The organism is Acidobacteriota bacterium, assembly GCA_012729555.1.
Lineage (GTDB): Bacteria > Acidobacteriota > UBA6911 > UBA6911 > UBA6911 > UBA6911.
Genome location: JAAYCX010000090.1, coordinates 1 through 25,423, shown reverse-complemented (window position 1 = coordinate 25,423; position 25,423 = coordinate 1). Strand labels below are relative to the sequence as shown.

Below are 25,423 nucleotides of genomic sequence, written 5' to 3'. Positions count from 1 at the left end.
TCCACCGTCATGTCCGTGCCGGCCGCCCGGCGCGCGATTTCGGCGGTCCGGGGGTCCTGACTGATCACCAGAAGGTTTCGGGTCCGATTTGCAGGTCGCATAGGCTACAGATTGCCACAGGTTTCCCGGAAAACACAATTTCCATGCGCGCCGGCCGTCCGGTAATATGGGCGGCATGATTTTCGACACGCACTGCCACGGGTACTGGAAGGGGTTGGGGGACCGGCAGGACGAGGTGCGGCGGCACATGCTCGAGGCGGGGGTCGTCCGTTCGGTGCAGATCGGGGCCGATTACGCCAGCAGCCTCGAGGCGCTCGCCCTCGCGCGGGACTGGGGGGAGCAGACCTGGTGCACGGCGGGATTGCATCCCACCGACTGCCAGGACTGCGCGCCCGAATCGCTCCCCGGCTGGATGGAGAAGCTCGGGGAACTGGCGCGGCGGAACCGCGACAAGGTGGTGGGGATCGGGGAGACCGGGCTCGACTATTACCACCTGGAGCCCGGGAGGGAAGAGGCGGGCAAAAGGGTGCAGAGGGTGTTCTTCGCCGCACAGGCGGAGCTGGCGCGGCGCCTGGACCTGGCCCTGGTCATCCACACGCGCGACGCCTCCGCCGACATGATCGCGCTCATGCGCACCCTGCCGATCGGGCGGGCCGTGATCCACTGCTACAGCCAGGACCCCGATTTCGCGCGGGCGCTGATGGAGCTCCCGGGGGAGATCTACTTTTCGTTTTCCGGGGTCCTGACCTATAGGAATGCCCGTTCGGTGCAGCAGACGGCGCGGGAGCTGCCGCTCGACCGCATCCTCGTGGAGACCGATGCCCCCTTCCTTCCGCCGCAATCCGTACGCAACCGGGTGAGCGTCAACGAGCCGGCCTTCACCCGGCATGTCCTGGAATTTCTGCAGACCCTCCGGCACGAGCCGGCCGGGGAGGTCGAGCAGGCGGTCTGGGACAATTCCAACCGGGCCTTCCGCATTCCGGATCGGCCGACCCCGTGAGCCGCCGTCACCTGCTATAATGACAGGGACACCGGAAACCTGAAGAAGGTATCTTTTATCCGATCCTGGATCCCTGCAGGGCAGGGCGTCTGAGGCCTTACGGCAAGGAGGGAATATCATGAAACTTGAAAATGCCCTGAAGACCGCGCTGGAGTTCGAGGCGGGGGTATGGGACATCTACCGCGAGGCGATGACCAAGACCAGCGACGAGGCCGGGAAGCACATCTTCCAGGTGCTGTGCGATGAGGAGCAGGAGCATCTGGACTACCTCCGGGAATGCCTGGCCCAATGGCAGAAGACGGGGAAAATCAAGGTAAGGAAGCTCTCGCCTCCGGCGGCCGCCAGGGAGGCGATCGGGCGCGGGCTCGAGGAATTGCGGAAAACGGTGAAACCGCAGCGGACCAAGCTGAATGTCGAGCTGGAACTGCTGAAGAAGGCGCTGGAGGCCGAAATCCGGACCAGCGAGTTCTATCGCGAGATGGCGGCCAAGCTCGACGGGGAGGGGCAGCAGCTCTTTCACCATTTCCTGGAGATCGAGGACGGGCACGTGGCCATCGTCCAGGCCGAAATCGACAACGTGGGGAACTGGGGCTTCTGGTTCGATACCCCGGAATTCCGCCTGGAAGCGGAATGAACCCAGGGCCTTCCGGGGAGCGGGGGAGGGACGCCTCAGCGCCCGATTCCGATCAGGGTCAGAACCAGGAAGGCGGGCTGGTTCTGATCATCGGTGACCCGGCGGACGGCCGAACCGTAGCTTTTGGCCCGGCCCTCCGGATTGCGCGCGGGGAGGCGCAGGTTTCCCGGATTGCGCACCAGCTGGACGACGGCCTCCAGCCGTGAGAGGTCGCTCTTCCCCTTTTCCTGCAGCCGGCCGGCGGAGGCCGCGAGCAGGCTTCGAATCTGGGTCCGGTCGCAGGGCAGGCTGAGGGAATCCACCGATTTCGCCGCAATCTCGTGCAGCAAAGGGTCCGAGTCCATGGGGCCGCCCCCCTCCTTGCGCAGGTCGTGCACCCTCTCCGCGAGCAGGCTCCGGACCATGGCATCCGGGGAGTCCGGGACTGCGGCGGAACCGGTCCCGACCTCGAGCGGCCGGGCGAAGACTTCCGTGACATAGAGGTACTTGTCGCAGAGGGACGGATGGCGGACCACCCCGATGCCGATCCGGGTGACGTCGGTCGCGAGGATGTTGCTCTTGTGAGGGGGGCTTTCAAGCAGCGCGCGATGGGCCCGGTGAACCGTCCGGGCGCTGGCGACATTTTCCCTGGCGACCTCGGAATAATACCCGGCGCGGACCAGGCGGCTCTGGAGGCTTCCGGAGGGGAGATCGTGGCTGATGAACCCCTGCCGGGCCATGCCCATGGAATGGCTGCGCGCGACCGCCATCAGCTGCGCGTCCATGACCAGGGGCGCCAGCCCCTGCTCCATCCTTTGCCGGTTGGTGATCTCCAGTAATTCCTGCTCCCATGTTATTGTAGCGTATGGATTTACTGGGTAGTCGGGGAGCCCCTCGGCCGCCCGGCATTCGGGCGCCCGCCCCGGAAGCCCGCCGGACAGAACACAGGCTCCGAGGAGGAGGGCAACGATCCATAATCGGGTCGACCGGCAGTTCATGCGATGACTCCACTCCGCTTCATGGGGTCTTATCGTCCGGCTGCCGCGGGAGATTAGGGTGATTGGGGGGTGCGAATTATTTTCTGGACCCCGGGGGCGGGATTGCCGATATTAACGGTGACAGATGTCACATTTCAGGGATCGGGATGTGTCCCCGGCCGGTGCGGCCTGGACCGATCGAGTGGACCGTATGAAGAGTTCCATCTATGTTCGCAGGAAGGTCAGGAAAAAGCGGTCGGCTCTCAGGAAACACGGCCTGCTGATGCTGTCGCTGACCGCGGTGGGGCTCCTCTTCCTCACCGTCGCCCTGGCCGGCCGCATCCAGACGGCCATCCGGTCTCCCCTCCCCCCCGACCCGATCGGGGAAGCCGGGACGGGCCCGGTGGGGCATTTCCAGGCCGCCCGCTATGACCGGGTCGTCTATCCCTACTCGGTCATCCCCGGCGGAGTACGCAGCAGGTATGAGCTGGCCTCCCGCATGGCGGGGGACCGGGTGGTGGCCGACCACTTCGCCGACTTCAGGATCGGTGCGGCCAGGATGGTGAGGGCCCCGGAAACCCGGATGATGCACGTGTCCTACCGCCGGGATGACCAGGTCTACTGGACGGCCAACAAGGTGAGGATCCCCGAAGGGGAAGCCCTCCTCACCGACGGCGAGTGCGAGGTGCGCGCCCGCTGCGGAAACCGGGTGTCGGCCGCCCCGCAGCTTCCCGTCTCCGACGAGGAACCGCTCCTGGAATCGTTCGATTTCCCGGAGTTGGCGCGGCTGGCCCCGCCTGCAGCCGGCCCCGGGACGGGCCTCGACCTGTCGCCGCTGCCGGAAACCGGCCTGGCCCTGGTCCCCTTCGACCCTCTCGACTCCTTCGTCGCGGCCCAGCGCCCCTCGATCCTCCCCTATTATCATCGCCCGCTCTTCGTCGTCCGCCCCTCGGACGTCGTCGTGCCCGAAACCGGGACCCTGGCTCTCCTGCTGACGGGGCTCGCGGCCCTTTTCGTCCTTAGGTGCAGGGGCGGAAAATAGGCGCGCGAGGCTCTCAACCCCCGATTTCCGTACCGATTCTCCCCCCCGCCCCGCCCCTCGTGCTATTCTGGAAAGGGAGCCCTCCCGTCCCGCTCCGCGGCGGCGGAGGAGGGTTGCCGATTTCTGTGAGGTGCAGGTTTTATGGAGATCCCCGGCTGCTACGCAGGCAAAATTCTGAATGTCGACCTCACGCGGGGGCATATACGCGAGGAGCGGCTCCCCGCGGAGATCTACCGGCAGTTCGTGGGGGCCAACGGACTGGGCGTCCGCGTCCTCTATGAAAGGATGAAGGCGGGGGTCGATCCCCTGGGGCCCGAAAACATCCTCGGGTTCGTCGTCGGGGGACTGACGGGGACGGCTTCCCCCGGCAGCGGGCGCCACATGCTGGTGACCAAATCGCCCCTTACCGGCACCTGGGCCGAGTCCAATTCGGGCGGGACCCTGGGCCCGGAGCTCAAGGGGGCGGGCTACGACGCCGTCTTCTTCTCCGGGATTTCCCCCAGGCCCGTTTACCTGGATATCCGGGACGGGGGCGCGGAGTTGAAAGACGCCTCGGAGCTCTGGGGCCGGGACGCCTACGAGACCGAGGACCGGTTGCATGAATCGCTGGGGGACCCCGGGGCGAAAATCGCCTGCATCGGGCCGGCGGGGGAAGCCCGGTCGCTCCTGGCCGGCATCGTCAGCGAGCGGGGGAGGATAGCGGCCCGCAACGGCGTCGGCGCCGTCATGGGTTCGAAGAACCTCAAGGCGGTCGCCATCCGGGGCGGGCGGTGCGCCATCGAGCCGGCCGATCCGGAGAAGTTCCACGCGGCGCTCGAAAAGTTCATGGCCATCATCAGCACCAACGAGTTCGCCGGCGCCCTCTCCCGGTCGGGGACCGGCAACAACATCAGCTTCCTGGTCGCCATCGGCGACGCGCCGCTCAAGAACTGGCAGTTGAGCGGGCTCGACGCCCTCCCCAACATCTCGAACCTTGACAGCGGGAACATGGACAAGTACAAGGTCGGCAGCTACGGCTGCTACGCCTGTCCCATCTCGTGCGGCGCCATCATTCGGCAGAAGGAGGGGCGCTACGCCATCCGGGACGAGATGCACCGCCCCGAATACCAGTCCCTGGCCGCCCTGGGCGGGATGCTGATGAACGACAACCTGGAGTCGGTGATCAAGGCCAACGATATCTGCAACCGATACGGCATCGACACCGTCGGGGTCGGCGGCACGATCGCCATGGCCATGGAGTGCTACGAAAAGGGGCTGATCGGCAGGGAGGACACCGACGGGCTGGACCTCACCTGGGGGAACGCCGACGCGATCGTCGCGCTGGTGGAAAAGATCGCCCGGCGGGAGGGGTTCGGCGCGGTGCTGGCGGACGGGACCGGGAAGGCGGCGGACCGCATCGGCAAGGGGGCCGGCCAGTACGCCATCGCCATCCGCGGCAAGAGCCTGGCGTACCACGACCCGAGGATGTCCCCGGCGCTGGGCACGGCCAACATCGCCGACGCCAACCCCGCGCACCACATGGACAGCCAGATCTCGGGCATGCTGGCCGAGGGAGGCTCGATCGGGACGGACCCCGCGCTGCGGGCTTCGGGGCAGAGCCCGTTCGCCCTGCATGCCATCGGCAGCAGCTACCACCAGCTCCTGAACGCCGCCGGCCTCTGCTCCCTCTACACCGTGGCCACCGCCCCCCCTCCCGTCGCCGACCTGATCGCCGGGGCCACGGGTTGGGATTTCGGGTGGGCGGAAGCCCTGCGGGCGGGACGCCGCATCCTGACTCTGCGGCAGGCGTTCAACGCGCGGGAGGGGCTGACCCCGGACAAGTTCGAGCTCCCCAAGCGCATCCGGTCCACCGCGAAAACCGACTACGGCGCGCTGCGCGACGGGTACTTCACCGAGATGAAGTGGGACGTCCGCTCCGGGAAGCCTTCCAGGGAATGCCTCGCCGAACTGGGGCTCGCCGGGCTGGCTTCCGACCTGTAGCGGGGCCGCCGGGGCTCCCGAAAGCCCCGGCGGCGGTGTCTCAGCGCCACTTGTCCACCGAAGCGCTCGAAACGTGGCCGAAGTCCCCCGCCTGCCAGAAGAGGTTGGTCCCCCCTCCCACCGACAGGATGTGGATGTTGTCCGGGCTGGCTATCTGCGGGATCATCTCCTCGCGCGGGAGCTTGAGCCAGGATGCGAAGGGCTCCACCCCCCTCCTCCCCACGGGGTGGACGAAGTTCTGGACGCTGTAGAAATTATCCAGCCAGTCCCCGACGCTCACCTTCGTGTTCTTGTGGATCCACTCGATCAGCTGCTCCTTGGAATCGAACCCTTCGCGCTCCTTGAGCTGGTGGATGATGGTGGGGTCGAGCAAGAGCATGGCGGGGGAGAAGGGGCTGACGAACTTGAGCCAGAACGGGATCTGCGTGTGGAACGGCTTGCCGAAGCTCTGGTCGGGGTGGATGAAGCCCCACCCGTTGAAGGTGCTGACGACGCTCTCCCCCGGCTTGTATCCCAGCTGCACGTGGAAGGGTTTCCACCCGTCGGGGAGCTCCTCCTCGTTTTCGGGCATGCACAGGTTGTTGTAGTTGTAGTTGTTCCCCTGGCTCCCCATGTAGGTCTCCCCGGCCTTCCCCGCGGCCGCCAGGTTGATCGACATCAGGGTCCACGCCCTTCCGATGACGCTGTTGGCCTGGTTGAAGGGGCCCAGCGCGCCGATCCCCGCGTTCATCCTGAGTTCGTTCCGGATGGGGCCGTTGACCACCACCATGCGCGCGAACGAGGTCGTGGAGGTGTACAGGGAGGGAACCCCCGTGGAGGCCAGGGCCAGGATCACGGGAAGGTGCTCCGGGCGGGCGCCCGCCATCACGGCGTTGACGGCCACCCTCTCCACGTCGTAGCTCCAGGCTTCGTGCGGGGAGGAGGGCTGCATCTTGCCCACCGGCTCGTCAGGGGCGTGGCTGGTCCCCTTGAGCATCTCGGCCACGCGGGCCTCGGTCGGCAGCACGATGGGGAGCCCGTCGGTCCACTGGTTTTCCAGGAAGAGGCGGTGCAGGTTCTCCTCCGTGTCGGGGGGCACCATCCTGGGGGTGGGCCTTTCGATGAATCCTTTTTTGGAGTCCTCGGCGCTGAGAGGGAGGGTGAGGGCGGCGATGATCTCCTCGAGGACGGGTTTGCCCGTGAGCGGGTCGTTCCCCTGGAGGAACCTGCGGCAGGTGGCCGCCGGAACGCCCGTGATCGGGTGGGGGACGAAGGTGAAGCGCTGGTTGGGCATTCCCTTTTTAAAGGTGTAGGTCTTGACGAGTTCCTCGAACACCCGGGTGACGACCGGGGCGGTGGGGATTCCGAGCTTTTCGACTGTCCAGCAGTGGCCGACGACCGACGGCGAACAGGAGCTTCAATGCCCGATCCCCATGATCATGCCGTGCCCCTTCTCCTTGATTTCGGCCCAGAGCCCGGGGTCGTCGTCGAAATAGGTGCCGATCTTGGTACGGACCACCCATTCGGTTTTGGGGTATTTCACGGCGAGCAGGTCGCGCATCTCGGTGAAGAACTGGTGGGTGTCGGTGAACCCGATGTCCACGATGTAGATCGTCTTCCCCTCGAGGCTGTCGATGCGGGGGGCCATGGGGACGCGCGCGATCGCGGGTGGCTGCCCCAGGGGGTTGTGCACGGTGATTTTCGGTTCCTGGGCGCGCCCGGCGCCGGCCAGCATGGCGGCGGCGGCCAGTCCCAGGACCATCCTCAGGGTCTTTCCTTTTTTCATTGCCCGATCTCCTTCCGATTCCGAGGCGGGTCGATGCCCGTGACCCGCCTACTGTAGCAAAAGCGCCGGTGTCAGCGGCGGAAATTATCGGTTTTCGTTCTGCGGCTGTATTCGAGGATGGCCGCGTCGGTCAAAAAACGGGGGAGGGCGCGCCCCAGGGCCGCCGTCAGGCGGTATTTCCACCCGGGGATCACGACGACGCGGTTGCGTGCGAGCGCCCGGAGCGAGACGTCGACCACCTCCTCCGCCGTCATCCAGAGCGGCCGCGGGATGGCGCCGGCGGCCATTCCGGCGGCGGCGTGGAATTCCGAGCGGGTGAACCCCGGACAGAGCGCCTGCACGCGCACCGGGGAACCGGCGCTCCGGAGTTCGAGGTGGAGGCCCTCGGTGAATCGGGTGACCCAGGCCTTGGTCGCGCCGTAGGCGACGGCGCCCGGGATGCTGAAGAAGCCGGCCATCGAGGCGACATTGATGACGCCCCCCCGCCCTTGCGGCACCAGCCTTTCCAGGGCGGCCCGGGTGAGCCGCTCGACGCAGAGGACATGCAGCCGGTGCATCCGGTCGAGCGCCCCGGGGTCCGCTTCCCAGAACCGGCCCGGCACCTCGAACCCGGCGTTGTTGACCAGCAGTTCGAGCCCGGGTTCGGCGCCGATGCGCCGGGCGACGCGTTCGATCCCCCCGTCCAGGGAGAGGTCGGCCTCCAGGGCTTCGGCGGGCGGCAGTTCCCGGGCCAGCTTTTCCAGGCGGTCCGCGCGGCGCGCCACCAGGACCAGCCGGTATCCTTCCCGGTGGAGGCGCCGGGCGAAAGCTTCCCCGATGCCGCTGGAAGCGCCGGTGACGATGGCCGTCCGGGCATGTTCCTTCATGTTGGGCCCTACCGTCCGGTCCGGGCGGCCGACCAGGTGCGCCGGACTCCACCGGTGGTCACGGTCCCCTCCATCGCATCCCCCTCGATGCGCCCCTCCCAGGAGGCGTCGCCGGCGCGGAAGGAGACCCGGTCCCCCCGGACCCGCCCGCCCGCGATCGGGAGTCCGGGGCGCAGAGTCCCTTCGATCTTCTGGAAGTTCTGGACGAGGCGAAGCTCGGAGGGCGTGTCCCCGTCGTGGAGGGTCCAGACCCCGTCCGCCCGGGCGGGGACGATCCAGAGATAGGCTTCACGGTCCGCGAGGAGGATGGTCTCGTCGGGCTCCCATTCCCCCATGTGGAAGGCGTGCGAAACCACCCGGGTCCCGGGGGCGAGCCCCAGGAGGGTGGGGCGCAGCCGGAGGTTCAGGTCCGGGAGGAGATAGAGGGTGACGACGGTGGCCCGGGCGAGGTCGCTCGAGAAGATATCGGCGGTCACGAAGCGGGCCCGATCCGCCACCCCGGCCGCCTCGGCGTTGCGCCTCGACAGCTCCGTCAGGTCCGGGTTGTATTCGATTCCGAGGGCGCGCGCCCCGCGCCGGGCGGCCGCGATGACGATCCGCCCGTCCCCCGATCCCAGGTCGATGACGTAGTCGTCGGGCGTCACCCCGGCGGTGTCGAGCATCGCCTCGATGAGGTTTTCGGGCGTCGGCACCCAGATGACGTCCTTCCCCCTCTGCCCTATGACGGGCCGGTACTCCTCCGCCGCCGCCCCGGACCGCGGCGGCCAGGGCGTCAACGGGCCCAGCAACGCCAGCAGGATCAGCGCCGGGGCCAGGCGGCCGGCTCCTTTCATCAGCACCTCGAGGCGATCCAGCCGCTGCCGCAGAGGGTGAAGCATTCACCGCAGGCGCGGCAGGTGAGCTCCGACCCCTCGACGAGGGCCGGGCGGCGTTCGATCCCCCGCCCCTCGAAGTAGATCCTGTTTTCCCCCTTGATTTCCGAACAGTACCGGAGGCAGAGGCCGCAGAGGCTGCAGTCGGTCAGGCCGGGCTCGAACCGGGACCCGGTGACCCCGTACTCCTCGGCGTACACCTGGGAGGAGGGCCAGAGGAGCTCGATGATCATCCTGCGGATGCGCCGGATCCTTTCCGTGTCGGTCTGGACCCGCAGGCCCTCCTCCACGGGGTAGACGCAGGAGGCCACCAGTCTTTTGCGCCCCCACGAGGTCTCGATCTCCACCATGCACATGCGGCATCCGCCGTACGGTTCCAGCCTGTCGTCGTTGCACAGGGTGGGGATTCGGATCCCGACCGATTGGGCCGCCTTGAGGAGGGTGGTCCCCTCCCCGGCCTCGACCGTGCGACCGTCAATTTCCAGGGTTATGTTCTTCATGGCGCCCTCTCGCTACTCTCGTTTTCCCTCCGGGGGCGGATTGCCCGCGGGCGGTTTCCCAATGGCGTATGCCGGCACCTTGACGACGGCGCTGAATTTTTCCGGGCAGGCGGTGAAGCAGGCGCCGCATTTGATGCACTTTTCCTGGAGGATGGTGAAGACCTTGTCCGCGGACTGGTCGACCGCGGCGACGGGGCACGCCCGCAGGCAGGCGCCGCATTTGCCGCAGGTGGCCTGGTCGATGTCGTAGGCGATCAGGGGGGTGCATACCCCCGAGCGGCACCGTCTTTCCCTGATGTGCTCCTCGTATTCCGCGCGGAAATATTTCAGCGTGCTGAGGACGGGGAAGGGGGCCGACTGCCCCAGGGCGCAGAGCGAGGCGTCCTCCATGAAATCCCCGAGCTCCTCCAGGACGGCGAGATCCTCTTCCTTCCCCTCTCCGGCGACGATGCGGTCGAGGATGCGCAGCATCTGGCGCGTCCCCTCCCGGCAGGGGACGCACTTCCCGCACGACTCGTGCGCGAGGAAGCTCATGTAGTACCGGGCGGTGTCGACCATGCAGGTGTTTTCGTCCATGACGATCATGCCGCCCGACCCCATCATCGACCCGACCCGGGTGAGTTCGTCGAAATCGACCGGCAGGTCGAGCATCGATTCGGGAATCACCCCGCCGGATGGGCCGCCCGTCTGGACGGCCTTGAACTTCTTGCCGCCCGGGATCCCCCCGCCGATCTTGAAGATGATGTCGCGCAGGGTGATGCCCATGGGGACCTCGACCAGCCCCGTGTTGTTGACCTTCCCGACCAGGGAGAAGATCTTGGTCCCCTTGCTCCCCTCCGTCCCCATGCCCGTGAACCACTCCGCCCCCCTGTTGATGATGTGGGGGACGTTGGCCCAGGTCTCGACGTTGTTCAGGCAGGAGGGCTTGCCCCACACCCCCTTCTCGGAGGTGTGGATGTACTTGGGCCGCGGTTCCCCCACGTGCCCTTCGATGGCGCTCATCAGGGCGCTCGATTCCCCGGAGACGAACGCGCCGGCGCCGCGGTGGATCTTCACGTCGAAACTGAACCCGGAGCCGAGGATGTTTTCCCCGAGCAGGCCGTACTCCCGGGCCTGGTCCAGGGCCTTCTGGGCGTGCTCCCGGGCCAGGGGGTATTCCTGGCGGACGTAGATGAAGCCCTCGCCCGCGCCGATGGCGTAGGCCCCGAGGATCAGCCCCTCGAGCACGCCGTGGGGGTTCCCCTCGAGGATGCTGCGGTCCATGTAGGCGCCGGGGTCCCCCTCGTCGGCGTTGACGATGACGTACTTGGGTTCCCCGGGGGCCTTGCGGGTGGTCTCCCATTTCCGGCCGGCCGGAAAACCGCCGCCCCCGCGCCCGCGCAGCTTCGCTTCCTTCACCTCGAGGAGCACCTCTTCGGGCGTCATGCCCGAAAGCGCCTTGGCCAGGGCGGCGTATCCCCCGACGGCGATGTAGTCGAGGATGTCGGAGGCGTCGATGTGCACGTTGTCGCCCAGGACCACCCGCTGCTGGTGCTTGTAGAACGGGATTTCGTCCAGGCGGGCGAGGGGCTTCCCGTTCTCCCCGTCCACGTAGAGGAGTTTGTCGACTGCGGCGTCCTTCCCTTCGAGTTTGTCGACGATGGCGGGGACGTTTTTGGGCTGGGCCCCGAGATAGCAGACGTCCGAAGGCTGGACGACGACCAGGGGGCCGCGTTCGCAGAAGCCGTGGCAGCCGGTCTTGCGGACCCCGATCTTCTTCCCGAGCCCGCGCTTTTCGACCTCTGTTTCCAGCGACTCCGCCAGGTCTTCGGCCCCGTAGGCGCGGCAGCCGGTTCCCGCGCAGACGGCGACCCAGGTCTCCCTGGAATGGCGCCGGGCGACGGCCTGATCCCTCAGTCGGGCAAGATCGTCAGGGGTTTCTATGCGGGGCATGGGTCGACCTCCTCTTTTTCCAGGGATTTGATGATCTTTTCGAACTGGCCCTTGGAAGGGTTCCGGTGGTAGCGGGAATCGATCTGGACCACCGGGGCCAGGGCGCAGCACCCGATGCAGTGGACCGTTTCGAGCGTGAACGCCTGTCTGGCGTCGGTTTCGCCCGGCTTGACCCCCAGGGTGGCCGATATGCGCGTGAGCAGTTCCGAGGCTCCGCGCACGTGGCAGGCGGTCCCGGTGCAGACCTGCACGATATGGCGGCCGCGCGGCTCCAGGCTGAAGGCCTCATAGAAGCGGGCGATCGTGTAGATTTCGCGGAGGGAAATGTTGAGCCTGCCGCTGATCCAGTTCAGGACGTGGCGCGGAAGCCAGCGGAACTTTTCCTGGACGTCCAGCAGCACCTGGATCAGGGCGTTTTTGCGGAAATCGTACCTCCGCATGATGGCGTCCGCCTCCACGAGGTCGTTGCGGATGTCGAGGATCACCCGTTCCTTCTTCTTGATCTGCCCGAGGCTTTCGGCGTGGTATTTCGCCTCGTTTTCGAGCCAGGTCAGCTCGTCGAGCAGCTGCCGCTTTTCGAGGCCCAGGGAGTAGGCCTCCCCCAGCATGTCCAGCCCCTGAAGCAGCAGGTCGTACTTGTCCGGCGGCGGAGCGCCCGCGGCGCCCGCGGCGGCCTCCTTCCTCAACACGCTCAGGTTCAGGCCGCGGCGCACCGTTTCCACGAGCTTCTCCGGGGCGACCGGCCTGGTGAGGAAATCGAACGCCCCGAGCTTCATCGATTCGACCGCGGCGTCGACGGTGCCGTGGGCCGAGGCCACTACGGGAACGGCCGCCGGGGCTTGCCGGGACAGGGCTCCCAGCGCTTCCGCCCCCTGCATGTCGGGCAGCTGCAGGTCGAGGAGAACCACTCCCGGATGACGCGTCCCGGCCAGGGCCAGCCCCTGTCCTGCGGTGCCGGAGACGGCCACGCGGAATCCCGCTTCCTCGAGGGTGCGGCGGCAGGCGGCCGCGAAGGCCTCCTCGCCATCCATGATCAGCACATCGAGCGGCCCTTCGGCCGGTTGCTCGCCGGCCACCGGTTTTCTGGTGTTCATAGGTAACCTCTGTGAGTGACGAAATGCGTTTCCATTCGGTCGGTGAGGGCGCAACCGTCGAGGCCGGGAGGGTTGCGCGCATCTCCCTGTCCACATGGAGATACACTACCACACCCTTTTTCATTCCATAACCACCTAATTCCCGTCAGGGCTGCGGTGGAGAGGGGGTATTCCTATAAATATCCATTAATAAGTAGTTTATGTCCCGGATGCCCTGTTTTCGCCGATCCGGAAGGAAGCGGGGCAGGAGAGGGAGTGGCACTTTTTGTGCCAGTGCGGGTAGGGTGGAGGGGGAGAAGGAAGGGAAGGGAAGGGAAGCGGGAAGGCCCCGCTCCCGCTTCCCCGGTGCGGTGATATCAGTACACGATGTTTCCGTTGAACATCATCTTGTCGAGCTTGAATTCGAGGAACCCCCTGCCGTCTCCGATGCGGCCGACGACGGGGTAGGCGAATTCAAGGCGGAGGTTCTTATCCTGGTCGCCCACGATATCCTTCCCGTCAACCTTGCGCGGGAAAATGAACTGGAATTCGCTCTGGCCCTCCTGCCCCGGGATGTACTGGGCGATCGCGACCTTGTCGCTCTTGTTTCCGCTCAGGTACACCGAATTCTTCAGCAGCTCGGCCGTCTGGGACTGCCAGTGCTGGGCGAGGTCCCGGTAATTCTGGGGGAAGTTCGTGCTGTAGGACATGTGGACGATGATCATTTCGGAGGTGTCCGCCGCCAGGAATCCCTGGGTCTGCTGGTCGAACTGCTTTTTCTGCTCGTCCGGCAACTGGTCGTAATTCTGCGCGATCTGCATCATGCGGACCATGGCCTGGCGGATCGGGGGGGCGGTGCGGATCTGCACCTGGTATTTGATGTAGGGAGGCTGGTTGTCCGTGGCATCCCTTCCCCCGAGACTGCCGATCATCTGGGTCCCGGTGATCTCGTATTCCTTCGCCCAGGGGGAGTTGGTGAGCAGCTTCTGGCACTCCTTCTGGGACCATTCGTCGTACGGTTTCTTGTCCCAGAACTCGTCTTTTGCCTCGGCGAAGACCGCCATCAGCAGGAGAGCGGGAAGCAGCAGCGCCAAAACGCCGCTCCAGCCGGTGAGAGTCCGCCGGACCGGATTCCTACTTCTTGACAATTGCATTTTCAACTCCTTATCGAGGTTCGTTGGATAGGGATGTTATAGGTCCTTCGGCTTCGGCGGCACAAGTGAAAAATCCGCGTTTCCTCCGGGATACTAAGGGTTTCAAAGAGAGCCGAAGGGGAAAGGTAGGCCGGAGGGCGGTCGGACGGCCGCCCTCCGGCGGGAGGGTGTGTTCAAAGAAGCCGGGCAAAAGGGGTGCGAACCGTCCCCCGGGAGATCACTGTGCCGCTTCCAGAGCGCTGATGATCTGTTTGGCTACCTCCACCTGTTCGGGCTTCTGCCCGAGCTCGAGGTATTTCTTGAGGGCCGCTATCGCTTCCGGAATGGTATCCGGCTTGGCCGAAAGGCTCATCCCCAGCTGGTAGTACGATTCGGCAAAAGAGGGGTCGGCCTCGATCGACTGCTTGAAGGCGCCGACGGCGTTCTCGAAATCCCCCGCATTGACCATGGTGACGCCGAGGTTGTAGAAGTTCTGTCCCGCGGCCATCGGGTCCAGTTCGGCCGCCTTCTTGAACATCTCCTGGGCTTCGGTCATCTTGCCCATCTGCCCCAGGATGACGCCCTTGTTGGTGTACAGGGCGGGGTCCTGCGGGTTCAGTTCGATGGCCTTGTTGTAGGCCTCCAGGGCTTCATCCTTCCTGTCGAGTTTCAGGTAGCAATCCCCGGTCCGGGCGATGATGCCGGGCTGTTTGGGATCCTTCTCCAGGGCGGCGTTGAATTCGACCAGGGCCTCCTCGTACTGGCCGGAATCGTAGAGCGTGACTCCCTTGTCGAACCGTTCCTTGACCTCCGCCGAGAACTGCCTCTGCTTCTGCTGGGCCTCGTACCGTTTCATGTATTCGGCCCTCTCCTCCTCCGTCATCTCGAAGTGGAGTTTCTGGTCCGGTCCCGGGGTGAGCTGGAAGTCGACCTCCACCTCCTCACGCATCTCCGGCTGGATATGCTCCCGGTAGGCGGGCCGGAACCCTTCCTTGCGCACGGTGATCCGGTAACGGCCCGACTGGAGGCCGAGGAGGTAGAAATACTCCCCCTTTTTGTTGGTTTTGGTCGTGAAGACCCGGTAAATATCCTCCCCTTCGATCTTGACCTGGGCGTCCTGGACCGGCTGACCCTTGTCGTCGGTCACCTTCCCCTTGACGGCACGGCTCTGCGCGGCTGCGGGCAAGGCCAATAGCATCAACAATCCTAGTATTAATGCGTTCGAAACAAGAACCTTTGTTGGAGAAATTCTCATGCTGCCTCCTGACCGGTTAAGTGGCCACAATATCGTGTGCCCCCCAATTTTATGGCCGTCCGGGCGCCATTGTCAATCAAACCGGACATTTCAGAGAGCTGTGGCCGGGGTCCCCCGCGGACGGCCCGAAGGCGGCCCGCGGGGGACCGGGCCCGACCGGGACTATTTCTGCGCCTGGAAGATCTTGCTGTCGTATTTCTGGTTGACCACCCAGGTGCTGGCGTTCAGGGTCCAGTTGGCGATGAAGGCGTGCCCGCTCCCCTCAAGCGAATAATCGAGCACATACTTGTGGGGGAGGACGGTGTTCCCGACCTTCTTGAAGTTGTCGAACTTCTCCACGAGCAGGTAGATGGAGTCGGGACGGCTTTCACCTATAGCCATCCCCCCCCCGCCCGCGGACTTGACCACCGACTCGTCGGCGAGCGGGTCATAGGTGGAGGAGCCGCCGAAGGACATGTCGTCACGCACCCGGATCCGGTACTCGGTCCGCACGTGCCGGTAGGTTTCGGGGTCGAAGTAGATCTTGATCCTGAGGTCGCCGAGACTTTCCTTGGGCCGGTATTCCAGCTCGTAGAGCTCCTTCCCCTCCACCTTGGTCTTGCGGCTCTTCATCTCCACCTTCTGTTCATCGATGGTCAGCAGCGGCCAGGCGGTGGACAGGGACCCGCCGATGAAACCCTCTTTCATCAGCCGGTTGTAGCGATAGAGGAATTCGGCGATGGGGGATTTCTGGCCGGGGCTCATGTGGCCGACGGTGACCTCCTGTCCGTCGTAGGCGAAATATTCACCGGGGTAATTGATGTCCTGGAACTTCATCACGATACCCACCTGGGGGCCCTGGGACACGAACATCGAGGTGCCTTTGAGCAGGCCGCTCATCCCCTGGATGAACTGCACCTCGGTCGTTCCGACGAAGGAGCGCGAACGCACCCTGGCCAGATAGTCCGGGCTCCCGATCGATTTGACATGCGCCGCCACGAGCTGTTCCGGTTTGAGCTCTTCATCGGCGGCGACCTCGTCCGACAGGCAGACGAAGCCCGAAAGACACAGCACTGCGGCTAAAAGGAAAGACCCGGTCTTCCTCGACATAGACAACCTCCCCATAAGTTCTGAATCCATAAGCATCTCCCCGGAAGCCCCCCTGTTCCCCGTCGCCTCCGCGCCTGCCCGGCGCCGACCCCGGCGCCGAATCAAACCAAGGGCCGGGATTCGACTACCGGTTTGGATGCCGTCTGCCGCCTTCAAGGTTCATATTATCCGTCCCGGGTTCCGGGGTACGGTTTTGCATAACTAAGCACTACGATGCGGCGGCGCCGCCTGTTACGGGTCCCGGAGGATATTCTTCTTCATTTTCGAAATACGTGGCATTCTATGAGGGCCGGGACGGTTCCGGCGGGACAGGCCGGCGGACAAACATCAGCCGGATCCGGTGGATATGGAAAAAGCGCAATCAGGCCAGGAGATTGTACCCCCCCCCGTTTCATGCCCGGTCTGCGGGTGCGCGAAGGCGCGCACAAGCCTCTGCCCGGTCGTGCTTTCCGGGACGGAGCCGGTGTATGCCCTGGTAGCCTGCTCCGGGTGCGGTACGCGCATGCTGGACCCGCTCCCGACCGGGGAGGAGCTTGCCCGGTTTTACGCCCCCCGCTATTACGGCGGCGACTGGTACAAGCAGCGGGGGAAAGGGAGGATGTTCCGGAGGGTTCTGCTCCCGAAAGTGGGGGGGTGTTTTCTGGATGTCGGCTGCAGCCTCGGTTTTTTCCTTCTCGGGGTTGCCGAGGACCGGAGATGGCGGGCGTTCGGTTCGGAGATCAGCCCGGAAGCCGCCGCTTTTGCCCGGGACCGGCTGGGGCTCGACGTCCGCTGCGGGGAGCTTGCGGACCTCGGCTATCCCGATCGTTTCTTCGATTACGTGCACGTCAGCAACGTCCTGGAGCACGTGCGCGATCCCCGGGGCCTGCTGGGGGAATGCCGGCGGATCCTGAAGCCGGGGGGAACCCTGTACCTCTCGGTCCCCAACGGCCCGGTGGACAGCGCCGGTCTCGTCAGGTACCACTGCAGGGAGGGCCTTCCCCCCCGGAGCAAGGACGGGCATCTCTTCTTTTTCTCCAGGGACGCCCTCCGGGTCCTGTTCCGCGCCTGCGGATTCGCCGTTGTCGAGACGCACACCTACGGCATCCGGCGCGGCCTGCGGGCCCTGGGCCTCTATCCCCGGAAGCCCGGGTGGAAGAACCCCTACCGGCCGCAGGCGCCTTCCCCCGCGACGCCCGAGATCCGCCTTCCGGCCGCTCCCGGACGCCTCCCCGGGTACGACGCCTACCGCTTCAGGCAGGCGCGCCTGAAGCGGCTTCCCGGGTTGCGCGCCTTCGGGCTGGATTTTGAAATCATCCTGCGCGCGGAGGAGGGCCCCGGGGAATGACCGCGATTCTGGGGATTTCGGCGTTTTATCACGATTCGGCGGCGGCGCTGGTCGTGGATGGACGGATCGTGGCCGCGGCCCAGGAGGAGCGGTTCACGCGCGTCAAGCACGACGACGGCTTTCCGGTCCACGCGGTCGATTACTGCCTCCGGGAGGCCGGACTGGGTGCGGGGGGACTGGACTACGTCGCCTTTTACGACAAACCGCTCCTGAAATTCGAGAGGCTCCTGGAGACCTACCTGGCCTTCGCTCCGGCCGGTTTCGGCTCCTTCCGCCGCGCCATGCCGCTGTGGCTGGCCCGGAAACTCCACCTGCCCCGCGAAATCCGCAAGGGCCTGGGGGGGGGATACCGGCGCAGGTGCGTCTTCGCCCAGCATCACGAAGCGCACGCGGCCAGCGCCTTTTTCCCCTCACCGTTCGAGGAGGCCGCCCTCCTGACGCTGGACGGGGTGGGGGAATGGGCGACGGCAAGCCTCGGCCGCGGCCGAGCCAACCGGATCGAGCTTTTTTCGGAGCTGCGTTTCCCTCATTCCCTGGGCCTGCTCTACTCGGCCTTCACCTACTTTTGCGGATTCAGGGTCAACTCCGGGGAATACAAGCTGATGGGGCTGGCCCCCTACGGGGAACCGGTCTATGCCGACCGGATCCTGCGTCACCTGCTCGACCTGAAGCCGGACGGCTCCTTTCGCATGGACATGGCCTATTTCCGCTACTGCCAGGGTTTGGTGATGACGTCGCCCCGGTTCGACCGCCTTTTCGAAGGGCCCCCTCGCCGGCCGGAAGCGGCGCTGACGCAGCGCGAAATGGACCTGGCCGCCTCCATTCAACAGGTCACCGAGGAGGTGATGCTCCGCTCGGCCCGCCACCTGCACCGGCTGACCGGGATGAAAAATCTCTGCCTGGCGGGGGGGGTGGCGCTCAACTGCGTGGGGAACGGGAGGATCGTGCGCGAGGGCCCGTTCGAAAGGGTCTGGATCCAGCCTGCCGCCGGCGACGCCGGCGGGGCGCTGGGGGCGGCGCTCTTCGTCTGGCACCAGCTGCTGGACAACCCCCGCATCCCGGGGGCGGACGATTCCGAGCGGGGGGCCTTCCTGGGCCCGGCGTTCTCCGAAGACCGGATCCGCGGGTTTCTCGAGAGCTCCGGGTGCCGGTATCATTATTATGGTGAAAAGGATCTCATCGATGCCGTGGCCGACCTGATCGCGGCCGGGAAGGTAGTGGGCTGGTTCCAGGGGAGAATGGAGTTCGGTCCGCGGGCGCTGGGGGGGCGAAGCATCCTCGGCGACGCCCGCGACCCGGAAATGCAGTCGCTCATCAACCGGAAGATCAAGTTCCGGGAATCTTTCCGCCCCTTCGCCCCGATCGTGCTCCGCGACCGGGCGGGGGAGTTCTTCCAATGGGGGCCCGGGGAGGAAAGCCCGTATATGCTCGTGGTCGCCCCGGTGGCGGAGTCCAAACGGAAACCGCCGCCGGGAGGGCTCCGCGGACTGGAGAAACTGAAGGCGATCCGAAGCGAAATTCCGGCGGTGACCCACGTCGACGGCTCCGCGCGGATCCAGACGGTCGACCCCGAAAGGCACCCGCGCCTCTTCCGGCTGCTCACGGCGTTCGCGGCGAAAACCGGTTGTCCCGTCATGATCAACACCAGCTTCAACGTCCGGGGGGAGCCGATCGTCTGCCGCCCCGAGGAAGCCTTCCGGTGCTTCATGGCCACGGACATGGACGTGCTGGTGATGGAGCGTTTCGTCCTGTTCAAGGAGGAGCAGGCGCGAGGGCGGGAGGGTCCCGCCGGGAGCTACGCCGGAGAATTCCCTCCGGACTGACGGGGTGGCCTGATGCAGATCGACAAGAATCCCTCGGGGCGGCAGCTGGCGGTTTTCGGGGTGTGCTGGCTCCTCTGCTTCGGTTTCTGGGGCGCCCGGGCTGCGGTCACCGGGGGCGTTTCGGTCCCGGCCGCGGCGCTGCTCACCGTCGCCGTTCTGGTCCCGGCCGCCGGCTGCCTGTGGCGGAAGGTCCTGCTGAAGGCCTACATCCTCACCTCGGCCGTCACCCGTCCCGTCGGGGCGGCGGTGTCGTTTCTGACGCTGGCGGCGGCCTACTACGGCGTCGTCACGCCGGTGGGGCTGATTCTGCGCCTGGCGGGGCATGACCCGATGAAGCGGCGGCTGGAGTCTTCGGCGACCAGCTACTGGGAGCCCCGGGAGCCGGAACACGACCCGGCCCGGTACTTCCATCAATATTGAGGGGGCGGCGATGAAACGGAAAGAATCCTATCCCGGAGGGCGCGGGGAGCGCGCGGACGCTTTCAGGAGGCAGGCGGAACGGAAACCGGGAGGGGTGGTTAAGGAACTCTTCCTGTTCCTGCTTCACAGCAAGAAATGGTGGCTCACGCCCATCATCATCGTGCTGCTGGCGCTCACGCTGATCGCCTTCCTCGGCGGCACCGGGGCGGCCCCCTTCATCTACACCCTTTTCTGAGCTCCGGGCGGCGGCTCTAGTCGCCGGCCAGGGACTGCAGCGCCCGGCGGGCTTCCGCGAAATCGGGCCGGATCTCCAGGGCGCGGCGGAGGCTGGCGGCGGCTTCCGCGCCGCGACCCAGCGCCGCGAGCGCCCTGGCGGCGCCGTAGAGGGCCAGCGGATCCCGCGCATCGATCTCCAGGGCCCTCCGGAAATGGGCCAGGGCCTCCCCGGGTTGCCCGCTCCCCGCCAGGAGGTTCCCCAGGTTGACGTGGGCGGCCGAAAAGGAGGGGTCGATCCGGGCCGCTTCCCGGTAGGCCGCGATCGCCTCCGGGATCAGCCCGCGATTGGCCAGCGCCATCCCGAGTCCGTAGCGGGCCAGCGAGCCGCCGGGATCGGCCTCGGCCGCCTTCCGGTACTCGGCGATCGCCTCGTCGAGGCGTCCCAGGCGGGCCAGCAGCCCCGCGAAGTTGACGCGCGCGGTGGTGAACCCGGGATCGGACTGCAGTACCGCGCGGTACTCGGCGATCGCCTCCTCGATCCTCCCGGTGGTGGCCAGGGAGAGAGCCAGGCCCGAGCGGGCGCGCCCGAGGTCGGGGTCCATCTCCAGGGCCCGGCGGTAACGGGCTTCGGCGGCTTCGGCGCGCCCCCTCTTCTGCTCGGCATCCCCGAAATCGGCGTAGAGCGACGGCTCGCCGGGATACCGTTCCAGCGCGGCGGTGAAATGGCCGATGGCGGCTTCCGGCTCCCCCGCATCCAGGAGGAACCGGCCGAAGCGGCGGTAGAGGACCGGGTCTTCCGGGGAAAACTCGAGCGCGGCCTCGTAGGTCGCGCGCGCCTCTTCGAAAGCCCCGGGCTCCTTCGCCCGTTCGACCAGGCGGCGCTGCTCCTCGCGGAGGGCGGCGACCCGGGAGTCGTTGTCCGCCTGATAGGTGAACGGGGGGCGGGACATGGCGCCCACCATCGTGGCGGCGGCCTGGGCCCGGTCCCAGGGCGTCAGCGCCAGCAGCCGGGCGCACTCCTCCGGACCGGGAACCGGGATGGAATCCCCGCGGGCCCCGAGCCCGGGGAGGGCGCGCTCCAGCCGGTCGAGGAAGAGGCGGGCCAGGAGGTAATTGCCCTCGAAATTCAAATGGACATGCTCGTAGAACAGGTCCGCCCCCGGGACGCCGCCGGCGGGTCCGCCCGCCTCGGAGAAGGCGAGTTCGGCATCGACTCCGTAGACCCCGGAATATTCCGGGGATGCGACCGCATCGCGCAGGATTTCGTTGATCGCGCCGTCGGCGCGGAAGCGCAGGGTGTCCAGGTCGCGCGCCCTGCCGAAATGCTCCCGCGCCTTTCCGGTTTCCCCGCTCTCCATCCGGCGGCGGGCGATGCGAAACTGCAGTTCCGCGTGCTGAGCGTCGATCCGGGCCGCCGCTTCGTAGGCCTCGAGCGCCTCCTCCGGGCGGCCCCGGGCTTCCAGGCCCTTCCCCCGGCGGAAGGCCTCTTCCCACCGGGCCAGGGCGGCGGCGGGGAGATCCCGGCCGTGCTCCGAGGCGAACGGGGCGCAGTCGCGCAGGTTGACAGCGACGGTGGAGACGATGACGGCCGCCCCCGATCCTCGCCCGGCGCGGATGATGTCCTCCAGGTTGCGGCGGAAGTTGTCGTAAACCTTCGGCAACCGGGGGTCATCGGCCGCCACCCGGTTGCCGAGGAACATCTCCATCCCCTGCCAGCGGGAAGGAGCCCGATCGGGGCGCAGCAGTTCGGGCAGCCGGCCCAGCAGCTGCCCGGTCCGGGTCGATTTCACCCCCAGGTTGGCCCGGATCAGGGGGAGGCTGGGGCTCCACCCCTGGAACACGGTTCCCGGCCCGTAGGGGCCCACGATTTCGTTGTTTCCCATATAGACGAGGAAGGCGTCGGGGGCAAGGGAGGCGCAGTCGCGGGCGATTTCGCGCACCGCGTGGGAGTTGATCGCGGTCATGGCCGTGTTGACGACCTCGAACGCCCGCCCCGGGTGGCGGCGGGCCAGCATCAGGCGCAACAGGCGCCCGAAGCCGAATTCGGGGTTCGGGACCCCCTGGGCGGCCGATTCGCCGAGCAGGAAAATCCGGAGGGTTCCCGGGGGCTTTTCATCGAGGTAGCCCGGCACCGGGCTCCGGGCCAGGGAAGGGGGGAAGAAGCGCCAACCGAAGCGGGGGTTGGTCTCCCAGGCGGCGGGACCGGGGGAAGGGATATAGAATCCCGCGGGATGCCCGAAGCCGCCCAGGCGCAGCCCCCCCTCCAACAGGAGCAGGAGGAGGGCCGACATCAGGATCCCGGCCGCCGCGGCCAGGGTGCGGGGATACCGCAGACGGGCCCCGGCCGCCCCCGGCGGGCCCGGTGGCGAGGCCCGTCGAGTACCCCGGGAATGACGGCTCGGCATGCGCTCCTCCTGGTGAATTAGTCGATAGATATTACAATGGGATAGGCATCGGGGTTGGAGGAGGGGGTGGAATCCGGAGTCGGCGAAGCGATGGCGCCCGGGATGGTACGAGTTAATTAATAGTATTGAATCGGTTTGCGGCGCGGCCGCCGCGGCGGATTCATGAAAGACGGTTTCAGCGACGGGCACATAATTTTCTTGACACCCCTGAAATCCGGGATAGGATAGGCCGACTGACTTTTTAAAAAGGTTGGTTGCTGCTTTAAAAGCTTTTTCTGCTTGAAAGGTTTTTCTGCTTGAAAAGTTTTTCTGCATGAAGAGTTTTTTCTGCACGGAAAATGCTTTTGGGGAAGAAGGGCCGCAAGAGCATTGTTTTGCTAACCCACCTCCTGCCCTGGCCGGAGTGCAAGTCTAAGGAGTTGTTTTACGAAGTGACACTACGAATCTCCAGTAGAAACAGCATGAGGAAAGCGATCCTCGCGATTGCGCTGCTGCCCCTGCTGCTGGTCGCGCAGGCGTTCGGACAATCCGCCAGCACCATCGGCGGGACGGTCATGGACACCTCGCAGGCGGTGCTACCGGGTGCCAATATCACGGCAACCAACACCCAGACCGGCGTGGTATCGAAGACGGTGGCCAACAACGCGGGCATCTACAATTTCCCCAGCCTACAGCCTGGTGTTTACCAGGTGGTTGCGGAAATGAACGGTTTTCAGACAGCCAACAAGACGGATGTCAAACTGGGACTGGGTTCACAGGTCCGGTTGAACTTCGAATTGGTAGTGGCGGGGGTGGAGACGGAAGTCGAGGTCTTCACCAGCGCCGAGAACTTGATGCTGGAATCGGGGTCCTCCACCGGGACCGTGCTCCAGCAGGAATCGGTCACCGAGCTGCCTCTGGCCTCGAATGACGTGATGGACCTCATCAACGTGATGGGCGGCGTGGTCAAGGCCGAAGACCCCATCTTTCAGAACAACACCCAGACGTTCGCCGGCGTAGCCGCCGGGAACATCAACATTCAGCGTGACGGGATCACGGTGAATGAAGTCCGCTACAATTCCGGCATCGTGTCGCCCATCCGCATCAACCAGGAAATGGTGGGCGAGTTCAAGATGGTGCTCTCCCCGGTGGACGCGGAGATGGGGCGCGGCGCGGGACAGGTGCAGATCCTGACCAAGTCGGGCGCCAACGCGTTTCACGGGTCGGGGGTCTGGAACATCCAGAACACCGCCCTGGACGCCGTGGAGTGGTACAAGAAGCGTAACGGCGAATCGACCGACTGGCGCAACCTCAACAATTACACCCTCAGCGCCAGCGGCCCGATCATCAAGAACAGGACCTTCTTCTTCGCGACCTGGGACCAGCAGATCGTCCGCTCCAAGGCGGTTGCGAACCCGCGCGTGCTGACCGACTGCGCGCGCAAGGGGATCTTCCGCTACCTGGATGGCTGGGTGAACACCGCCAACAACCCGGAGCTGTTCGTCCAGGAATACGGGACGACGCCCACGCGCAACGTGGTCAACGCCGACGGCACCCCCATCTACGACTACACCTACACGGGGGGGGACCTGAAGGATGAGACGGTCACCTCCGAGCTGAGGTACGAGAGCGTGTTCGGGCAGCTGACGAACGAGGCGCGGGCGCAGATCGCGGCCGATCCGCTCAACTGCTCGCAGTTCAACTTCTCCGCGACCAACACCGGCGTTGTGCCCGACACGGCGTGGGACCAGTACCGCAACGGGTACGACGCGAGCGGCTACATCGAGCGCTTCACGGACATGATGCCGCGGGCGAACGCGTTCGACACCGGCGACGGCTTCAACGTGGCCTCGCACAAGTGGACGCGCGTGCTGCACGGCAGCGACACGGTGTTCGGCTCGGGCGAGGACAACGAGCGCAAGTCGATCACGATGAAGATCGACCACAACATCAACAACGCGCACCGCGCGAGCGGGACGTACACCTACGAAAGCGACTACGGCGAGGACGCCTATGCGACCTGGCCGAACGGCTACGGCGGCGCCGTGGACCGCAACCCGCAGAGCTTCACCATCTCGCTGACGTCGACCCTGCGGCCGACGCTCCTCAACGAGTTCCGCTTCGGGCTCTCGCGCACGCGCACCCACACGCGCGAGGCTCTGACCAATCCGAAGAACGGCGACAAGATGAGGGAGATCCTCGATTACCTCATGCCGACCACGGCGGAGAACTTCCCGAACTACACGGGATACCCGCTCGTCATCGGCGCCGGCAGCGGCTCGATGGAGTTCGCCACGGATACGATGAACTGGTTCTTCCAGTCCAGCTCGAGCCATCCGTACGGCAGCCGCGGCAACCTCCCCACCACCTGGGGCGGCGTGGACCCGCGCTGGTCGTTCTCCGACACCCTCACCTGGATGCGGGGGGCCCACTCCCTGAAGGGCGGGTTCGAGTACCGCCAGGCGAAGTCGTGGCAGGAAAACAACGGCGCCGGCGGTTTTGTCAATTCCGCCAATACCTTCCCCTCGGTCAGGGGTGGCACGATCAACACCTCGGCCTATGAGCCCGGAACCTTTTCCAGCCTAGCGGAAGGCTCCTGGGAAGGCATGGCCGGATTGGACGATTCTTCCGTTACCGGGAGCTATCCCAACGCCTACGCCCTGCTGACCTATTTCGCCGGCTCGGTGGGCAACATCCGCCAGTACTTCTACGCCAACTCGGCTGAGGATCTGACGTGGAACGACCCGAGCCAGGGGGAACTGAACCAGATTGTGGATCTGCGCAACCGGGAGTTCAGCTTCTTCTTCAAGGACGACTGGAAGGTCAACAACAGCCTGACCCTGAACCTGGGTTTCCGCTACGAGTACTACGGGATTCCGTGGGAAAACAGCGGAATGACGGCGGCACTCGCGGGCGGCAGTTCCAGCCTGTGGGGCATCTCCGGCGGCGACTTCAGCACCTGGATGCCGGCCGACCCGGCTGCGCAGCAGGAGGGCGACCTGACGGCCTACCAGTTCGTGGGCCCGAATTCCCCGAACCCGGACATCAGCCCGTGGAACAAGGACCAGAACAACTTCGCCCCTCACGTCGGCTTCGCGTGGCAGCTCCCCTGGTTCGGAAAAGGGAAGACGACGCTGCGCGGCGGCTACTCGGTGA

At 65.8% G+C, this 25,423-nt stretch carries 21 protein-coding genes; 9 read left to right on the top strand and 12 right to left on the bottom strand.

Going from position 1 to position 25,423, the window contains the following annotated elements:
• The first annotated feature begins 175 nt into the window (after positions 1-175).
• Positions 176-1,000, top strand: coding sequence for a TatD family hydrolase (locus tag GXY47_15305; GenBank protein NLV32508.1), 825 nt, complete (start codon positions 176-178; stop codon positions 998-1,000).
• 118 nt (positions 1,001-1,118) lie between these two features.
• Positions 1,119-1,634 (top strand): hypothetical protein, encoded by a 516-nt coding sequence (locus GXY47_15300; protein ID NLV32507.1) that lies wholly within the window; start codon positions 1,119-1,121, stop codon positions 1,632-1,634.
• 35 nt (positions 1,635-1,669) lie between these two features.
• Here the strand turns inward: GXY47_15300 and GXY47_15295 are convergent, their stop codons facing one another.
• Complete coding sequence (locus GXY47_15295; GenBank protein NLV32506.1) at positions 1,670-2,611, bottom strand: CAP domain-containing protein; 942 nt, start codon at positions 2,609-2,611, stop codon at positions 1,670-1,672.
• 190 nt (positions 2,612-2,801) lie between these two features.
• Here GXY47_15295 and GXY47_15290 point away from each other — a divergent pair, with 190 nt between their 5' ends.
• Positions 2,802-3,632, top strand: a complete 831-nt coding sequence (locus GXY47_15290) for a hypothetical protein (GenBank protein ID NLV32505.1) — start codon at positions 2,802-2,804, stop codon at positions 3,630-3,632.
• Between the two features lie 141 nt (positions 3,633-3,773).
• On the top strand, positions 3,774-5,612 hold the full coding sequence (locus tag GXY47_15285) for an aldehyde ferredoxin oxidoreductase family protein (GenBank protein ID NLV32504.1): 1,839 nt from the start codon (positions 3,774-3,776) through the stop codon (positions 5,610-5,612).
• Between the two features lie 40 nt (positions 5,613-5,652).
• On the opposite strand, the gene GXY47_15280 is transcribed toward GXY47_15285, so the two are convergent.
• From GXY47_15280 to GXY47_15235, 10 genes are all read right to left on the bottom strand, one after another.
• Positions 5,653-6,927 (bottom strand): hypothetical protein, encoded by a 1,275-nt coding sequence (locus GXY47_15280; GenBank protein ID NLV32503.1) that lies wholly within the window; start codon positions 6,925-6,927, stop codon positions 5,653-5,655.
• 81 nt (positions 6,928-7,008) lie between these two features.
• Positions 7,009-7,377 (bottom strand): hypothetical protein, encoded by a 369-nt coding sequence (locus tag GXY47_15275; protein NLV32502.1) that lies wholly within the window; start codon positions 7,375-7,377, stop codon positions 7,009-7,011.
• 71 nt (positions 7,378-7,448) lie between these two features.
• Positions 7,449-8,243, bottom strand: coding sequence for an SDR family oxidoreductase (locus tag GXY47_15270; protein ID NLV32501.1), 795 nt, complete (start codon positions 8,241-8,243; stop codon positions 7,449-7,451).
• Positions 8,244-8,251: 8 nt separating this feature from the next.
• Positions 8,252-9,076 (bottom strand): methyltransferase domain-containing protein, encoded by an 825-nt coding sequence (locus tag GXY47_15265; GenBank protein ID NLV32500.1) that lies wholly within the window; start codon positions 9,074-9,076, stop codon positions 8,252-8,254.
• Positions 9,076-9,615, bottom strand: coding sequence for a 2Fe-2S iron-sulfur cluster binding domain-containing protein (locus GXY47_15260; GenBank protein NLV32499.1), 540 nt, complete (start codon positions 9,613-9,615; stop codon positions 9,076-9,078). Before GXY47_15260 ends, GXY47_15265 begins: the two co-directional genes overlap by 1 nt.
• A 12-nt stretch (positions 9,616-9,627) precedes the next feature.
• On the bottom strand, positions 9,628-11,547 hold the full coding sequence (locus GXY47_15255; protein ID NLV32498.1) for a 4Fe-4S dicluster domain-containing protein: 1,920 nt from the start codon (positions 11,545-11,547) through the stop codon (positions 9,628-9,630).
• Entirely contained in the window at positions 11,535-12,641 is a 1,107-nt protein-coding gene (locus GXY47_15250) for a response regulator (GenBank protein ID NLV32497.1), read from the bottom strand. Before GXY47_15250 ends, GXY47_15255 begins: the two co-directional genes overlap by 13 nt.
• A gap of 356 nt (positions 12,642-12,997) precedes the next feature.
• Positions 12,998-13,774, bottom strand: a complete 777-nt coding sequence (locus GXY47_15245) for a hypothetical protein (protein ID NLV32496.1) — start codon at positions 13,772-13,774, stop codon at positions 12,998-13,000.
• Positions 13,775-13,991: 217 nt separating this feature from the next.
• A complete protein-coding gene (locus GXY47_15240; GenBank protein NLV32495.1) occupies positions 13,992-14,951 on the bottom strand; it encodes a tetratricopeptide repeat protein in 960 nt (319 codons plus the stop codon).
• 219 nt (positions 14,952-15,170) lie between these two features.
• Positions 15,171-16,097: a hypothetical protein gene (locus GXY47_15235; protein NLV32494.1), complete on the bottom strand. Its 927-nt coding sequence runs from the start codon at positions 16,095-16,097 to the stop codon at positions 15,171-15,173.
• A 463-nt stretch (positions 16,098-16,560) separates the two neighbouring features.
• Here GXY47_15235 and GXY47_15230 point away from each other — a divergent pair, with 463 nt between their 5' ends.
• From GXY47_15230 to GXY47_15215, 4 genes are read left to right on the top strand one after another with little or no spacing between them, the layout of a single operon-like run.
• Entirely contained in the window at positions 16,561-17,424 is an 864-nt protein-coding gene (locus GXY47_15230) for a class I SAM-dependent methyltransferase (GenBank protein NLV32493.1), read from the top strand.
• Entirely contained in the window at positions 17,421-19,247 is a 1,827-nt protein-coding gene (locus tag GXY47_15225; protein ID NLV32492.1) for a carbamoyltransferase, read from the top strand. The genes GXY47_15230 and GXY47_15225 overlap by 4 nt, the downstream gene beginning before the upstream one ends.
• 12 nt (positions 19,248-19,259) lie before the next feature.
• Complete coding sequence (locus GXY47_15220) at positions 19,260-19,667, top strand: hypothetical protein (GenBank protein ID NLV32491.1); 408 nt, start codon at positions 19,260-19,262, stop codon at positions 19,665-19,667.
• A 10-nt stretch (positions 19,668-19,677) separates the two neighbouring features.
• The gene (locus GXY47_15215) at positions 19,678-19,902 is read left to right on the top strand and encodes a hypothetical protein (GenBank protein ID NLV32490.1); all 225 of its coding nucleotides are present in this window, start codon (positions 19,678-19,680) and stop codon (positions 19,900-19,902) included.
• A gap of 16 nt (positions 19,903-19,918) precedes the next feature.
• On the opposite strand, the gene GXY47_15210 is transcribed toward GXY47_15215, so the two are convergent.
• Positions 19,919-22,288, bottom strand: a complete 2,370-nt coding sequence (locus GXY47_15210; protein ID NLV32489.1) for a tetratricopeptide repeat protein — start codon at positions 22,286-22,288, stop codon at positions 19,919-19,921.
• Between the two features lie 461 nt (positions 22,289-22,749).
• Between GXY47_15210 and GXY47_15205 the strand changes: the two genes are divergently transcribed.
• Positions 22,750-25,423, top strand: a 2,674-nt coding sequence (locus tag GXY47_15205; protein ID NLV32488.1) for a TonB-dependent receptor, incomplete at its 3' end; no start/stop codon positions are given.

Coding starts and splice junctions, on each gene's coding strand:
- GXY47_15235 (NLV32494.1), bottom strand. CDS start 16,097: ATGTCGAGGAAGACCGGGTCTTTCCTTTTAGCCGCAGTGCTGTGTCTT.
- GXY47_15245 (NLV32496.1), bottom strand. CDS start 13,774: ATGCAATTGTCAAGAAGTAGGAATCCGGTCCGGCGGACTCTCACCGGC.
- GXY47_15300 (NLV32507.1), top strand. CDS start 1,119: ATGAAACTTGAAAATGCCCTGAAGACCGCGCTGGAGTTCGAGGCGGGG.
- GXY47_15255 (NLV32498.1), bottom strand. CDS start 11,547: ATGCCCCGCATAGAAACCCCTGACGATCTTGCCCGACTGAGGGATCAG.
- GXY47_15240 (NLV32495.1), bottom strand. CDS start 14,951: ATGCTATTGGCCTTGCCCGCAGCCGCGCAGAGCCGTGCCGTCAAGGGG.
- GXY47_15295 (NLV32506.1), bottom strand. CDS start 2,611: ATGAACTGCCGGTCGACCCGATTATGGATCGTTGCCCTCCTCCTCGGA.
- GXY47_15305 (NLV32508.1), top strand. CDS start 176: ATGATTTTCGACACGCACTGCCACGGGTACTGGAAGGGGTTGGGGGAC.
- GXY47_15250 (NLV32497.1), bottom strand. CDS start 12,641: ATGAACACCAGAAAACCGGTGGCCGGCGAGCAACCGGCCGAAGGGCCG.
- GXY47_15260 (NLV32499.1), bottom strand. CDS start 9,615: ATGAAGAACATAACCCTGGAAATTGACGGTCGCACGGTCGAGGCCGGG.
- GXY47_15210 (NLV32489.1), bottom strand. CDS start 22,288: ATGCCGAGCCGTCATTCCCGGGGTACTCGACGGGCCTCGCCACCGGGC.
- GXY47_15270 (NLV32501.1), bottom strand. CDS start 8,243: ATGAAGGAACATGCCCGGACGGCCATCGTCACCGGCGCTTCCAGCGGC.
- GXY47_15220 (NLV32491.1), top strand. CDS start 19,260: ATGCAGATCGACAAGAATCCCTCGGGGCGGCAGCTGGCGGTTTTCGGG.
- GXY47_15285 (NLV32504.1), top strand. CDS start 3,774: ATGGAGATCCCCGGCTGCTACGCAGGCAAAATTCTGAATGTCGACCTC.
- GXY47_15225 (NLV32492.1), top strand. CDS start 17,421: ATGACCGCGATTCTGGGGATTTCGGCGTTTTATCACGATTCGGCGGCG.
- GXY47_15215 (NLV32490.1), top strand. CDS start 19,678: ATGAAACGGAAAGAATCCTATCCCGGAGGGCGCGGGGAGCGCGCGGAC.
- GXY47_15290 (NLV32505.1), top strand. CDS start 2,802: ATGAAGAGTTCCATCTATGTTCGCAGGAAGGTCAGGAAAAAGCGGTCG.
- GXY47_15275 (NLV32502.1), bottom strand. CDS start 7,377: ATGAAAAAAGGAAAGACCCTGAGGATGGTCCTGGGACTGGCCGCCGCC.
- GXY47_15265 (NLV32500.1), bottom strand. CDS start 9,076: ATGAAAGGAGCCGGCCGCCTGGCCCCGGCGCTGATCCTGCTGGCGTTG.